Genomic DNA, 14,351 nt, shown 5'->3' with positions numbered 1-14,351 from the left:
ACTGTTATCTGCCTTAAACTGTACCTGTTTTTACCTGTTTCATTTTTCCTACCAGCAATAAAAATAAGCCTATAACCCATGCTGCAAGCAAAATGGGGACAAGGTAAAAGAAAACATTGTATTCAGAATTTCTAATCTCATTTTGATTGGTGAGGCTATGGATATAAAAAACCATGATACTTACGCATAGATTAAGTACACCGATAAAGGAATATATCCATGCTAAAATCCGATCTCTATAAATATCTCCTACCGGAAAAAGTCTGCGTAAGGCATTCCTTCCTTTCATTTCTATCATTTTCCCCGGAATTACCAAAAGAACATTGTAAACAAAAAACAGAATGACTGTAAAATAAAAGAAGCTTTCCTTACTTAATTGCTTTACAGGCAATCCTTTGCTGTTTTGCTCGTAGGTGGCAAAGTCCGGCATGGAAGCATAAGCATACAGAAAAACGAACAAAAATAATCCTATTGATAGGAAGTAAAAGAATTTAGCAAAACGGGTGTACATAATTTTCTATTTAGGCAGCAAATATAAAAATTAATCCAGTACCAAAAGCGGAAAGTCCTCAGGCCTTTTTGAAAAGAAAATTTAAAGGCAGGGTATTTACCTGAAATTCAGGATTCGATCCTCTTCATCTCCTATGCCATGAATTATTAATTTATCTTTTTCTACCGTCACAATGGCACCTAGGGCAGGAGATTCAGCCTCCACCATACCTAAAAAAGTCAGGTGGTGCATCCCGTTTTCATCCATATAATAATTGCCCGCATGATGATGTCCGGAAAGCCAAGCAACCATGGCAGGAGAGTTACCTATGCTCTCCAACACTTCTTTATGATTGAGCAAGTGGAGCCCATTCTCCGGCAATAGCGGGTAATGACAAAAAGCGACAACACGTTTTCCTTCTTCCTCAGCTTTATTGACCACCGCTTCCATCCATTCCAATTGTTCCTTACCTACGCCTCCATTCCAAGGTTTTACATTGTTTGCTCCTTCTGCCTCTAAAATCTGCATCATCTTCAATGCTTCATCGTGTTGGGTAGAACCTTCCTGATGGCCTCCTACACTTATGTCCATACCATTTACCATCATAAAAACCACGTCTCCAATCTCGAAGGAATGGTATCCTTTTTCGTTCCCTATTTTATTGCCAACTTTTTGTTTAAGGCTATCCAAAACTGAAAAATCATGATTTCCCCAAACGTAATGAACGGGAGCATTACTCTCTTCTAATATGGACAAAGGGGCTTCAAAACTTTCGAAATCACGATCTATTAAATCCCCAAGGTGTACTGTAAATTTAAGATCGTAAGCGTTTAAATAAGGAATGGTTCGCCTAAGGGTCTCCAAAGTCCCTCTATAGTTTCGCTTTCCAACGGTCTCTACATCAGCATATTGTATGTCTGACAACACGCCAAAGAAAAAGCTTTTCCTTTTCTTTTTTCTTCCATTAATTGTATCATTTGATCAGCATATCGCTCTCCCAATAAAACCTGACTCGGACTATCAAAGTGCGTACTATCAAAGGTAGTTGTACCAAAAGATAGGGCCAGCCCCGTATAAGGTACAATCTTGGGAAGGTTTAACAAGGTATCATTAAGTGCTTTTCTATTACTTTTGTCATTTGACAATTGCCCGGCCACAAAAGGTAAACCCGGTAACTGCAAGCTGTCACGTAAGGCAGTAATCAAATGACTAATTTTACCTAAATACTGATCTGCTTCCTTAACATCTCCTTCACCTTGATGCCAAATAATTCCTTTTATTTTACCACTTTCTGCGGCAAGTCTAGCTCGGTCTATAATTTCAGAAAAAAACAGGGTGCCGGGAAGCCATTCATCTATTACACTGCCTCCTTTTGCATTGACCACTAGGCCAATTTTTCTATCTTGGTTGTAATTTTGCATTTTCCTGGCAAATCCATAGGCAGGACTAAGCCGTTGCATGCTCACCACTTTCCTCACGGTGGAATAGAGGTTTAATGGATTGGCTGCCGGTAACCATTCTTTTCCGGTAAAGAGATAAACACTTTCCACCGGCGCTTCCAAATCAGCTAAAATATCTGCCCTCCCCGCCATATTGGACTGGCCTATGGCCAAATAAATATCTAAACTGTCAATCTCCTGAGCTTGGAGAAAAAAAGTGGTGGGCAATAATAAAACTAACAATAAGAACTTCTTAATCAGGACGAACATAAGGTGATTGGATTATTATGGAAAAAGAAGTGCTAAGATTAAAAAATTCCGTTAAAATCACCCGTTTTTACTCCGCTTTTTGCAAAAGTTCGGCTACTTTTTCCTCAATAAGTGGAAGAGAGTTCGTTAGTTCTTCGAAACTATTCACAATAAAATACTTGTCTTGAAATTTATTTTTCCAAAATGGAGTATTCATAACCTCCTCTACCTCATAGGCACAATGCTTGGGCTCATCTGAAAGGCTATAATACATTTCTCCCGAGGAACTAAGTATGCCTGCACCATAGGCCCTGAGCCCATCTTTTTCTTTAATTAGACCAAAATCCACTGTGTACCAATAAACCCTTTCTAGCAAGGCTAAAGCCAATGGGTTGTCTATATACCTTAAAGAAATAGCGGCTAAACCTTGTAAAAATTGGGAAAAGCTTTCATTCATCAACAAGGGCACATGGCCAAAAGCATCATGAAACAAATCCGGCTCTATTGGATAATCCAATTCATCCAATCTTCTTAGCCAAGAGGTAACAGGGAATTTCTTGCCCTGAAGTAGACTAAAAAACAAGTGTTCACTAACACGACCAGGTACCACTTGTACCCGCCATCCGGTATTCATTCCTAATCGGTAGGAGACCTCTTTTAGGTTCACTATCTTTTCTTCAGACAAGCGCAAAGCTTGGAACCCTTGCCTATATGCATTTGCCGCCACTTCCGGCAGTTTTTTTGACTGTTTGATAAAAAGGGTTTCCCATACTTTATAATCTTCGGTATTATAGGTCCTTATATCCTGCTGAAATAGGCCTAAACCGGGGTCAGTGAAAATTCTCTTGGATCGTATATTTTTCATCTTACTTCTCAAAATTGGATCGGCTTTATCCGGATTCACTTGATCCGGTAAAAGCTTACTTAGATAATAAACGAATCTTTCTAGCAAAGGATTGTAATTTCATTGCTCTTTGGAAGAGAGCCAACAAAAAAACGATAAACACTGAATTACAACACTTTATATAATTTAATATTTGTTAAAAGCTCCAAAGAGCTAAGTAAGGACTTCCGTAAAATGGAAGTATCCGAACAAACTCATTTAAAATCTATTCTTTTATTCATGCTATTTTGTTGGAAAGTTTACTACCCATTGATACCTTAATGTTTTACACTATTTTACTTCAGAAATCCGCAAAACAGTAATATGGAGCAGATAAGAAATTATTTTGAGAAACTGGTGGGTATTTCTGACAAAGATTGGGGCATTTTTTCTTCCAAGCTTAAGAAAACCGATTATCCTAAAAAATTCAGTCTGTTGAAAGCTGGAGAGACAGAATCTCATTTGTCTTTTATCGAAAAAGGTGTTGTCAGGCTATTTATTCCCAAAATAGACAATGATTTAACTTTTGGCTTCTGCTTTCAAGGGCAATTTGTCAGTGCTTATGATTCCTTTTTAAGTAGACAACCTTGTACTTATCAAGTGGAAACCATGACCCCAACAACTCTTTGGCGCATTTCTCATGAAGACTTACAGTTTGTTTACGCCAACACCAATGTTGGAAATACAATAGGAAGGTTGGCTGCAGAAAGCCAATTTTTGATAAAATCCGGTAGAGAACTTTCCTTTTTAGAACAAACCGCTGAAGAAAGGTACAGGGAGCTCTTTAAAAAACGGCCCAACCTAATCTTAGAAATCCCTCTCAAATACATTGCCTCTTACGTAGGAGTAACGCCTCAAGCATTAAGCAGAATAAGAAAGCGAATTTCTTAACTTAGGTTCATTTTCTCAAGGAAAAATTTTCCCCACCTTTGGAAAAAAACATGAAACCTTTTCTCCTTTTAATCACAATAACTGTATTTTCAATTGGATACATAAAGCTTGTACATGGCGTTTATAATTACTCTCTAGCTGCCAGGATAGGCTTCTCAGTCATGTTACTTTTCACCGCTTTGGGACACTTTATGTTCACAGATGGAATGGCAATGATGGTTCCTGACTTCATACCCTACAAAAAAGAGCTTGTTTATTTTACAGGCATAATCGAAATCCTTGGAGCTATAGGACTACATGTGCCTCAGTTTAAAACAGCCACAGCCAGCTTACTGATCATTTTTTTTATCCTGCTACTGCCTGCTAATATCAAGGCTTCATTGGAACAGATCGATTATCAAAATGCAACACATGAAGGTAATGGTCCGGCTTATTTATGGTTCAGAATACCCCTACAAGTTTTATTTATTGCTTGGGTGTATTTTTCATCCATTAAACCAAAAATTATGTAATACACCTTCAATTAGGCGTTAAAATAATTTCAAAATTAGCCACTTAAAATTATGGGTAAATCGCATTTACGAGAATTAACATTTTAAAAACGCAGTAATCAAGATGGCATCAATGCCGCAGTCCAGCGGTGTGCAATCTTTGTGGTATAATTCGTCATTCCGAGACTTTGATAGGGCATTCTGCGTTGGAAGGTGAAGGAATCTCAACAGTGGAGAGACTGCCACACCCTTGCCTTCACACGGACCTTCTACAAGGGTTCGCAGTTTGGCCTTTCCTCGTCATTCCGAGGCTTAGCGAGGCCATTCTGCGTTGGTAAGAAACGGTTACTATAGCTTTACCGATTCTTTCCCCATTTCGATTCTTACTTTTTGCTGCAGGTCAAAAAAGTAACGAACCTGCCCTGAAGCGAAGCAACTCAGGGGAAACTCCGCCGCTGTGTATCTTTTCGGCTAAAATTTAAGGCCTCCCTCACACAGGCAAACTCCTTGTTTTTGGTAGCATTGTTTCGTTACTTTTTAATAATTACTCAACCAAAAACTGCGTCAAACAGTGCCTGTGCCCTTGCCCGTACTTCTTAAATTTCTTAACGCCGAAAATCTACAAGGCGGAAGTTAATATTTACGTCATTCCGTGACTTTGATAGGGCATTCTGCGTTGGAAGGCGAAGGAATCTCAACAGTGGAGAGACTGCCACACCCTTGCCTTCCCACGGAGCTTCTACAAGGGTTCGCAGTTAGGCCTTTCCTCGTCATTCCGAGGCTTGGCGAGGCCATTCTGCGTTGGTAAGAAACGGTTACTATAGCTTTACCGATTCTTTCCCCATTTCGATTCTTACTTTTTTGCTGCAGGTCAAAAAGTAAGCAAAAACCCGCCGCTGTGTATCTTTTCGGCTAAAATTTAAGGCCTCCCTCACACAGGCAAACTCCTTGTTTTTGGTAGCATTGTTTCGTTACTTTTTAATAATTACTCAACCAAAAACTGCGTCAAACAGTGCCTGTGCCCTTGCCCGTACTTCTTAAATTTCTTAACGCCGAAAATCTACAAGGCGGAAGTTAATATTTACGTCATTCCGTGACTTTGATAGGGCCTTCTTCGTTGGAAGGCGAAGGAATCTCAACAGTGGAGAGACTGCCACACCCTTGCCTTCACACGGACCTTCTACAAGGGTTCGCAGTTAGGCCTTTCCTCGTCATTCCGAGGCTTGGCGAGGCCATTCTGCGTTGGTAAGAAACGGTTACTATAGCTTTACCGATTCTTTCCCCATTTCGATTGTCACTTTTTTGCTGCAGGTCAAAAAAGTAACGAACCTGCCCTGAAGCGAAGCAACTCAGGGGAAACCCCGCCGCTGTGTATCTTTTCGGCTAAAATTTAAGGCCTCCCTCACACAGGCAAACTCCGGTATTTAAGGTTTCGCCTTTAACAATTGCTATTTCTAGAGGCTCATCCTCTAAACCCTATTCCAACCATGCCTGTGCCTTTCCCATCGCTTCTTAAATTTCTTACCCCCGAAAATCTACAAGGCAGAATTAAAATATACGTCATTCCAAGACTTTACATTATAAAAGCTCAGAATTAGGATGGCAATACCCAATGCAGCCACTCCAGAGGTGTGCAATCTTTGTAGCCCCGGGTAAGCCGACGAAGGAGGTGCAACACGGGGTGTAAATCAGTTGGTTTTTTAGCGCATTAGCCTACAATATGCTCTATAGTGAAACCGGCTTTTCGCTAATGCCGGTGGCCCTTTAACCCTGGTTTTTAAAAGCTTTTGTCGGAAGACTTAGTACCTTGTGCGGTGAAAGTTGTAGGGCCCTTCGACAAGCTCAGGGACCACAAAACGTCATTCCAAGACTTTGCGATGGCCTTGCGCGGTAGAAGGCGAAGGAATCTCCAAAATATGGGGATCGAAAAATCCCCCTTTTCCTCCTTGGCAAGGGAGATTTGAGCTTTCACCAATGGAGTGACTTTTACTGAATATGGGATAGCATCTCTTGGAAAAACCGCTAGCCCAAAAGAGGGATGACCACCCAATCCGATTTAAACCTATTGCCACCTGCTGGCACAAAGATTTTGTCAGCATTATAGAAAAACTACAATGCTGACAAACCAATAATACTCAACTGACCTACAACCGGTTGTTAAACTGCAAAATAAACTAACCCATCCACGGACAAAGGCTTAATGCAAATCAAATGATTTTCTCATTTCAAAGATTTTCCTAATATAGCCAATCAGGTCGCTACTTTGGGTGAAGTTCAATGTCTGCTGCCCATCAGAATATGCTTTATCCGGATGCTCATGCGATTCGTAAATTATACCATCTGCTCCTGCCATCACTCCTGCCAAAGCCATTTGCGGTACAAAATCCCGAATACCAATGCCATGGGAAGGATCTACCACCACCGGCAAATGCGATTTAGATTTTAGAATAGGAACCGCGTTCAGGTCTAAGGTATTTCTACTTGCCCTTTCGTAGGTACGGATTCCACGTTCACAAAGAATAAGTTTCTCGTTGCCTCCAGAAAATACATATTCTGCGGATTGAAGCAGTTCCTCAATGGTTCCGGAAATCCCCCTTTTAATTAATACGGCTTTATCAATTTTACCTAATTCATCCAAAAGGTTAAAGTTTTGGGTATTTCTTGCTCCCACTTGAAAAATATCCACATAATCGTGCATCTCTTCTATCTGGGAAACCTGCATGACTTCAGTTACAATTTTAATTCCTGCAGCTTTTGCATGCTTGTACCAGAGCTTAAGTCCATCCATGCCCAGCCCTCTAAATGCATAGGGACTGCTTCTGGGTTTGAATACTCCTCCTCGCATCATGCTTACCTTGTTTTCTTTTAGGTGAGCAATTACCCGCTGTATTTGTTCTTCGGATTCTATGGAACATGGACCGGATATTATGGCCATATCACCATCTTTTATTTCAATTCCATCTCCAAGATCAATAGAGGTTGGTTTTGCTTTCCACTTTTTAGATACCAGTTTGTATTCATCAGACACCACGTGGATGTCTAAAATACCATCCATGGCTCCAATTTTTCTAATGTCATAGGCAGCCTTTCCTATACCTATCAGGTAATTTCCGGCTTGTGTTTTAACCTCAGTAACTTTATAGCCAATACCATTGATCTTTTCAATTAAATTTTGATTTTGTAGAAGACTAATGTCTGTCTTTAGCTGTACGATCATGATATGACGCCTTTTATAAATGTTTTGATTTCTTCACTAAGGGATTTTGCTTCCTTGACAACATTGATGAAAGCACTTCCAATAATTGCTCCATGGGAATAAGTTGAGGCGGTTGTAAAGGAAGCTTTGTCTGAGATACCAAAACCGATCAATCGTGGATTTTTTAGTCCCATGTCCCTTACCCTCTCGAAATAAGCTATTTGTTCCGGAGTAACCTCTTTTTTAGCTCCTGTAATACTAGCAGATGAGACCATATAAATAAATCCATCTGTCTTGCTATCGATTTCTCGAATCCTTTTTTCAGAAGTCTGAGGAGAAATTAAGAAAGTGTTTCTAAGGTTATAATTATCAAACAATTCTTTATAGGAATCAGTATATTGTTGCATTGGCAAGTCAGGAATAATCACTCCATCAACGCCTACTTCCTGACATTTTTTGCAGAATGCTTCCATTCCATATTGAACAATAGGATTTAGATACCCCATCAATACCACAGGAATATTTAATTTGCTTCTTAATCCCTCCAATTGAGTAAATAACAATTTCAGTGTCATCCCATTGTTCAAGGCAACATTGTTGCTATCTTGAATGGTAGGACCATCGGCAACAGGGTCAGAATAGGGTATACCTATTTCAATAATATCTGCCCCTGCTTCCTCTATGGCTTCCATGATTCCTACGGTGTCGTCCAAATTAGGGTAGCCAGCTGTAAAGTATATAGAAAGGATATTGCCATCCTTATTTTTAAATAATTCGTCTATTCGATTCATGGCCATTAATAATTACCCCATTTAATATATGTTTCCAAATCCTTGTCCCCTCTTCCTGACAGATTGATTACAATAATATCTGATGCTTTGAATTTCAACTGGTTCAAGGCAGAAAGAGCATGGGCTGATTCTATGGCAGGTATAATTCCTTCCAGCCGGCTCAATTCTATCCCTGCTTTCATCGCATCTTCATCTTCTACCGCCAAAAACTCTCCTCTTCCTGAAGCAAATAAATGGGCATGTACAGGACCTATTCCAGGATAATCCAAGCCTGCAGAAATACTATGAGGCTCCACTACCTGTCCATCTTCCGTTTGCATTAGTAATGTCTTGCTTCCATGAAGGATGCCAGGTTTTCCCAGTTGGGTAGTGGCTGCCGACTTGCCGGAGCTTACACCAAGACCGGCAGCTTCCACGGCTATTAATCTCACTTTTTCATCATTGTAATAATGAAAAAATGCTCCTGCAGCATTGCTTCCCCCTCCTACGCAGGCGACTACAATATCCGGACTATCTTTACCCTCTTTTTCTAACAGTTGGGTCTTGATCTCAGCAGAAATAACCGACTGAAACCTGGCAACCATTTCAGGATATGGATGAGGTCCCACCACTGATCCGATGATATAATGCGTATCAACCGGGTTATTGATCCACTGTCGCATGGCCTCATTGGTCGCATCTTTCAGGGTTTTACTACCGGAATTGGCCGGTACCACAGTGGCACCTAGGATACGCATACGTTCTACGTTTGGTTTTTGTCGCTCCATATCAATGGCGCCCATATAGACCGTACATTCCATTCCCATTAAGGCACAAACAGTAGCTGTTGCTACGCCGTGTTGCCCTGCACCGGTTTCGGCAATTATCCGCTTTTTATTGAGTTTTTTTGCCAGTATTATTTGACCTATGGTATTGTTAATTTTATGGGCACCGGTATGACAAAGGTCCTCCCTTTTTAGGTAGATTTTTGCCCCATATTCTTTCGATAGTCTTTCGGCATAGAACAATGGAGTAGGTCTGCCCACATAATCTTTGAGCAAGCGGTCAAATTCCTCCTTAAATTCCTCAGAAGCCATTATTTGCTCATAATTCTCTCTAAGCTCTTCAATGTTGGGATACAGCATCTCCGGGATGTAGGCTCCCCCAAAATCGCCATAAAATCCATTTTCATCAATCTTTATCATTGGTTTTCTTTTTTCGCTGTGGCAGCTTTATCGCTGATCGCTGCCGTAAATGTCTTTATTTTTTCCAAATCTTTGACACCTTTGGAAATTTCAAATTTTGAGTTAATGTCAATTCCAACCATTGCAGGATAAGCCTTGTAACAAGCCAAAAGATTTTCTACATCTTTTGGTGCTATCCCTCCACTTAATAGAAAAGGTGTTTCATAAGGATAGCTTTCTAATATTTCCCAATTGAATTGATGACCAGTACCTCCATAGGAAGGCCCATCAGTATCAAAAAGGAAATAATCAACCAGATCTTTATAGGCTTCCAAAGACTTCCAGTTCCAATCCGCTCCCACTCTAAAAACCTTTATCAGTTTTACCTTGGTTCTTTCTCTGAGTGCTTGAAGTTGGCTCGGAGGCTCATCTCCATGAAGTTGCACCAAGGAAAGGCCATAATCCTTCACAACTCTAAGGATTTCTTCAGTGCTTTCATTGACAAACACGCCCACTTTGGGTAAAGATACCCTTTTATATCCTGCTGCATCTTGACCAAATTTAGGCACATAACGTCCAGAAGGAGGGTAAAATATCATCCCCATCCAATTGACTTCCGCTATTCCCAACAGGCCTGAAATATTATCAGGCTCAGCCATGCCACAAACCTTTATGATCATGCCTCTATTTGTCCTTTGGAAGCTGCCAATAACTTCCTGTATTGTTGCATAAAATTATAAGCAGCTTGATGTGGTCGAATGGTTTTCATAAAGTTTTCTCCGATCAAAAACCCATCATATCCGGCCTTTTTTAATTGGACCAAAGTGGCCGGTTCTGAAAGGCCACTTTCCGAAATTTTGGTAAAAGTGTTTGGAATGGAATCTACCAATTCCAATGAGGTCTGAATGTTTACTTCAAAAGTCTTCAGGTTACGGTTGTTTACCCCTACCAAGTCCACATGTTCATTGAGGCTTTTTCCAACTCTTCCCCATCATGCACTTCCAATAATACCTCCAAGCCTAGGCCCTTTGCAAAAACTGCCAATTCATTGAGTCGTTTTGGCGTTAAGGCAGCTGCAATTAATAAAATACAATCGGCACCAATAGACCTTGCCTCAATGATTTGGTATTCATCGACCATAAAATCTTTGCGTAAGATCGGACAGAAATTGAATTTCCTTGCCAGGCCAAGATCTGCTTCACTTCCCCCAAAAAAGTCCTTATCTGTCAATACAGACAATGCAGAAGCTCCGGCCTGCATATAACCAATTGTTGTTTGCTCTACTGTGGCTGTTCCATTGATAAGACCTTTTGAAGGGGATCTTCTTTTGAACTCAGCAATGATCCCGGTCTTTTCAGGATGGGTTACATATTTTTTCATCGAAACCACATTACCTTCGAAAAACAAACTTTTCTCCAGTAATTTTTGAGGAAATAGGGCTTTCCGTTCTGCAATTTCCTCCTTTTTTCGAGCTATTATTTTTTCAAGGATATTCATTATCAACTAATATTTATGGAGGTTTTTGGATTAATCAGTTCTTTGAAAACTTTCAGCGCTGTGCCATTTTTAAGGGTTTCTGTGGCTTTGTCTCTCGCGGTATCAAGACTCCAATTTGGCTTGGAGGTGGTAAGGGCGAGGGTGGCATTGGCTATCACGACTGCTTCTTGTTCAGGACTTCCCTTGCCTTTCAAGATATTCATGAAAATGTCAGCCGATTCTTCAATTGTAGTCCCTCCCTTAATGGTTTCAGGCATTATGGTTTTAAAGCCCAATTCCTCTGGACTTACAATTTTCTCACCATCATTAGAAATCCATTTTAGATCACCCGTCAAGGATACTTCATCATAGCCATCCAAGGCATGCAAAATACTGAACCTAACATCGTTGTTTTGATACAGGTAACCATACAGACGAGCAAGTTCAAGACTGAAAACTCCCACCAATTGTTTTTAGGGAAACTTGGGTTGACCATAGGGCCCAACATGTTAAAGAATGTTTTCACTCCCAGCTCTTTGCGAACCGGACCTATGTGCTTCATGGCAGGATGAAATAGAGGTGCATGCAAAAAGCAAATCCCTGCATTGTCAAGACTACTTTTCAATTGTTCCACATCATTGGTAAACTCATAGCCAAAATGAGCCAAAAGATTGGAAGATCCACAGACTGAGGAAACACCAACATTTCCATGTTTGGCTACAGGTTGTCCTGCGCCTGCTACGATAAAGGATGCCAAGGTAGATACATTAAAGGTATCTTTGCCATCCCCACCGGTACCGCATAAATCAATGGCATCATATTCCGGGATGTCTACGGCGATACATCTTTCAAGCATGGCTTCTCTAAATCCCATCAATTCTTCAACCCGCACGCTTCGCATCATAAATATGGTCAAGAAAGCAGCCATTTGGCTGGTATTAACTTCACCGGAAGTCATTTCTTTCAACACCCCTTTTGCCTGTTCTTTGCTGAGGGTTTTGTGTTCTATCAGGTGGTTAAGTATCTCTTTCATTAATTGTTATTTTTTTTACCTTCAATCCAGTTTTTTATTATTTGCACCCCATTTTCGGTGAGGATGCTCTCGGGATGAAACTGCAAACCACGTACTTCAAATTCTTTGTGCTTGATGGCCATAATCTGTCCGTCAGGTGTTTTGGAGGTAACTTCAAGTTCATCAGGAAGCATGGTGGCATCTATTACCCAGCTGTGGTACCTGCCTACGGTAAAATATTCAGGCAAACCCTCAAACAATAAATCAGGTTTGATTTTGATTTTGCTTGCTACACCGTGAACAACCTCTGTAAGGTTGATAAGCCCTGCGCCAAAAGCCTCCCCAATGGCCTGGTGTCCAAGACATACTCCCAAAATATCTTTACTTGGGGCATATTTTTTAATCAGTTCAGGCATAATACCTGCCTCGGACGGGAGACCGGGGCCCGGGGAAAGCAATATTTTGTCATAAGCATCTACCTCTTCCAGGCTTATTTTATCATTTCTAATGATATCCATTGAATTTCCATACCCCAATTCTCGGATAATATACACCAAGTTATAGGTGAAGGAATCATAATTGTCCAGTACCAGTATTTTCATCTGTAAATCCTTTTCTAATTAATTAAATTGTCTCAGCAGATTTGAGGGCAACTCTCAAGGCTTCCAGCTTATTGCTAACCTCTTGAAGTTCACTCTCTATGGAGGATTTGGCCACTACACCTGCTCCTGCTTGAAATCGCAAAAGATTATTTTCTGATACAAATGAACGAATCAGAATGGCGTGATTAAAATCTCCATTGAAACCCAAAAAACCTATGGCGCCACCATAAAACTTCCTAGCACTATTCTCAAGGTTATCAATCAATTCCATGGCCCGGTATTTGGGTGCTCCGGACAAGGTGCCTGCAGGAAAGGTATCCGCCACAAGTTGCAGGGGATTGGCTCCTTCAGGTAAATCCCCGGTCACTTTGGATACCAAATGAATGACATGGGAATAATATTGAATCTCTTTAAAAACTTCCACATTCACCTTTTCCGAAGATCGGCTTAAATCATTTCTGGCCAAATCTACCAGCATTACATGCTCTGAATTTTCTTTAGGGTCATCATAAAGCTTTACTGCTAATTCAGCATCGGATTTATCATTGCCCGTACGTTTAAATGTTCCTGCAATTGGGTAAATGGTGGCTTTTCTACCTTTTACAACGATTTGAGCTTCCGGGCTACTTCCAAAAATCTTATAAGACCCATAGTCAAAATAAAACAAATAGGGAGAAGGATTAATGGATCGCAATGCCCGATAAACGTTAAATTCATCTCCTTTAAACCCTGTGGAAAAAGATCGGGACAATACTATTTGAAAAACGTCGCCACGGAAACAATGATCTCTTCCTTTGGCAAGTATATCCAGAAATTCACTATCGGTATAATTTGAAGACTCCTTACCATCCAGACTAAATGAATAACTTGGGATGTTTTTATTATTAAGAATCATCTCAATTTTAGGAATGCCTGAATCCTCCTCTGCTCCTTCCAAATAGTGTTCAAAAATATAAAGCTCATTTTTGAAATGATCCACCACAATCATGTTTTTGTACACCGCATAATGAATCAAAGGGGTACTCGAAGCTTGAGGATTGTTGATGGTAATGTCTTCAAAATAACTTACGCCATCATATTGGATATAGCCAAAAAGACCGTTGGTAATGAACTTAAAGTCCATTTTTTCTTCCTGAAAGGTATTCCCAAACTGCCTAAGCTCATCCATAATATTGTCTGATTTCTCGAGCCTCTTTACAGAAGTAGTCTGATCGGGAAATGACTGATGGACCTCACCATTAATTAAAGAAAAAGTGGCCATGGGTTCACAACAGATATAGGAATAACTGTTTTCATTTCCATGGTAATCAGAGCTTTCCAGAAGAATGGTATTGTTATACCTGTCACGAATCTGAAGGTAAATACTCACCGGAGTGATGGTATCTGCCAAAAGCTTTTTATACCGGGTTTTGATTCTTATTTTATTCATTATTTGGGTATTTAAAATAAAAAAAGGCTTGCCGGGAGTCCAGCAAGCCTAAGTATATCGATTGATCAAAATTTGGCAATAGTTAGCTGTTCCCCTTTAAAAGAAGTAAGAAAGCCACCACCAATTTTGATTCTGATTTTTCATAACGATGAGCAAATATAGAAAAGGGTGTCGATTTTAAAAAGGTATTTTAATTTATTTTTAAAATTGTTCTTTTACCATACCTATAGAGGGTCAAT

Annotated in this window: 12 protein-coding genes and 2 pseudogenes; 2 read left to right on the top strand and 12 right to left on the bottom strand. The window is 40.2% G+C overall.

Annotated elements, in window-relative coordinates; all coding sequences use genetic code 11:
- Nucleotides 1-13: 13 nt before the first annotated feature.
- The 4 genes from WG932_RS29295 to WG932_RS29280 form a co-directional block, all read right to left on the bottom strand.
- Entirely contained in the window at nt 14-460 is a 447-nt protein-coding gene (locus tag WG932_RS29295; protein WP_242067837.1) for a DNA topoisomerase IV, read from the bottom strand.
- 147 nt (nt 461-607) lie between these two features.
- The gene (locus tag WG932_RS29290) at nt 608-1,417 is read right to left on the bottom strand and encodes a metallophosphoesterase (RefSeq protein WP_483086254.1); all 810 of its coding nucleotides are present in this window, start codon (nt 1,415-1,417) and stop codon (nt 608-610) included.
- A complete protein-coding gene (locus WG932_RS29285; RefSeq protein WP_483086253.1) occupies nt 1,387-2,172 on the bottom strand; it encodes a sialate O-acetylesterase in 786 nt (261 codons plus the stop codon). The genes WG932_RS29290 and WG932_RS29285 overlap by 31 nt, the downstream gene beginning before the upstream one ends.
- 94 nt (nt 2,173-2,266) lie before the next feature.
- Nucleotides 2,267-3,130, bottom strand: a complete 864-nt coding sequence (locus WG932_RS29280) for a phenylalanine-4-hydroxylase (RefSeq protein WP_483086252.1) — start codon at nt 3,128-3,130, stop codon at nt 2,267-2,269.
- Between the two features lie 255 nt (nt 3,131-3,385).
- On the opposite strand from WG932_RS29280, the gene WG932_RS29275 reads away from it, so the two are divergent.
- Nucleotides 3,386-3,952 (top strand): Crp/Fnr family transcriptional regulator, encoded by a 567-nt coding sequence (locus WG932_RS29275; RefSeq protein WP_483086251.1) that lies wholly within the window; start codon nt 3,386-3,388, stop codon nt 3,950-3,952.
- A gap of 50 nt (nt 3,953-4,002) precedes the next feature.
- Nucleotides 4,003-4,464, top strand: a complete 462-nt coding sequence (locus tag WG932_RS29270; protein ID WP_483086250.1) for a DoxX family protein — start codon at nt 4,003-4,005, stop codon at nt 4,462-4,464.
- 2,176 nt (nt 4,465-6,640) lie between these two features.
- Here the strand turns inward: WG932_RS29270 and aroF are convergent.
- The 8 genes and pseudogenes from aroF to WG932_RS29230 all read right to left on the bottom strand — a co-directional run bounded on the left by aroF (nt 6,641) and on the right by WG932_RS29230 (nt 14,112).
- Nucleotides 6,641-7,660: a 3-deoxy-7-phosphoheptulonate synthase gene (aroF, locus tag WG932_RS29265; RefSeq protein ID WP_483086249.1), complete on the bottom strand. Its 1,020-nt coding sequence runs from the start codon at nt 7,658-7,660 to the stop codon at nt 6,641-6,643.
- Complete coding sequence (gene trpA / locus WG932_RS29260) at nt 7,657-8,430, bottom strand: tryptophan synthase subunit alpha (protein ID WP_483086248.1); 774 nt, start codon at nt 8,428-8,430, stop codon at nt 7,657-7,659. Before trpA ends, aroF begins: the two co-directional genes overlap by 4 nt.
- A 5-nt stretch (nt 8,431-8,435) precedes the next feature.
- Nucleotides 8,436-9,614: a tryptophan synthase subunit beta gene (gene trpB, locus WG932_RS29255; RefSeq protein WP_149394893.1), complete on the bottom strand. Its 1,179-nt coding sequence runs from the start codon at nt 9,612-9,614 to the stop codon at nt 8,436-8,438.
- A complete protein-coding gene (locus WG932_RS29250; RefSeq protein WP_483086247.1) occupies nt 9,611-10,252 on the bottom strand; it encodes a phosphoribosylanthranilate isomerase in 642 nt (213 codons plus the stop codon). Before WG932_RS29250 ends, trpB begins: the two co-directional genes overlap by 4 nt.
- Nucleotides 10,253-10,269: 17 nt before the next feature.
- Nucleotides 10,270-11,090, bottom strand: a pseudogene (trpC, locus tag WG932_RS29245) (indole-3-glycerol phosphate synthase TrpC).
- 2 nt (nt 11,091-11,092) lie between these two features.
- Nucleotides 11,093-12,102: pseudogene (gene trpD, locus WG932_RS29240) on the bottom strand (anthranilate phosphoribosyltransferase).
- Entirely contained in the window at nt 12,102-12,683 is a 582-nt protein-coding gene (locus WG932_RS29235; protein WP_483086246.1) for an anthranilate synthase component II, read from the bottom strand. Before WG932_RS29235 ends, trpD begins: the two are co-directional and overlap by 1 nt.
- Before the next feature lie 22 nt (nt 12,684-12,705).
- The gene (locus tag WG932_RS29230; protein ID WP_339679962.1) at nt 12,706-14,112 is read right to left on the bottom strand and encodes an anthranilate synthase component I family protein; all 1,407 of its coding nucleotides are present in this window, start codon (nt 14,110-14,112) and stop codon (nt 12,706-12,708) included.
- Between the last annotated feature and the right edge of the window lie 239 nt (nt 14,113-14,351).

Source organism: Cyclobacterium sp. SOCE241, assembly GCF_056867545.1.
Note: the sequence above shows the minus strand (reverse complement) of the source record. Positions and strands in the feature narration are given on the sequence as shown.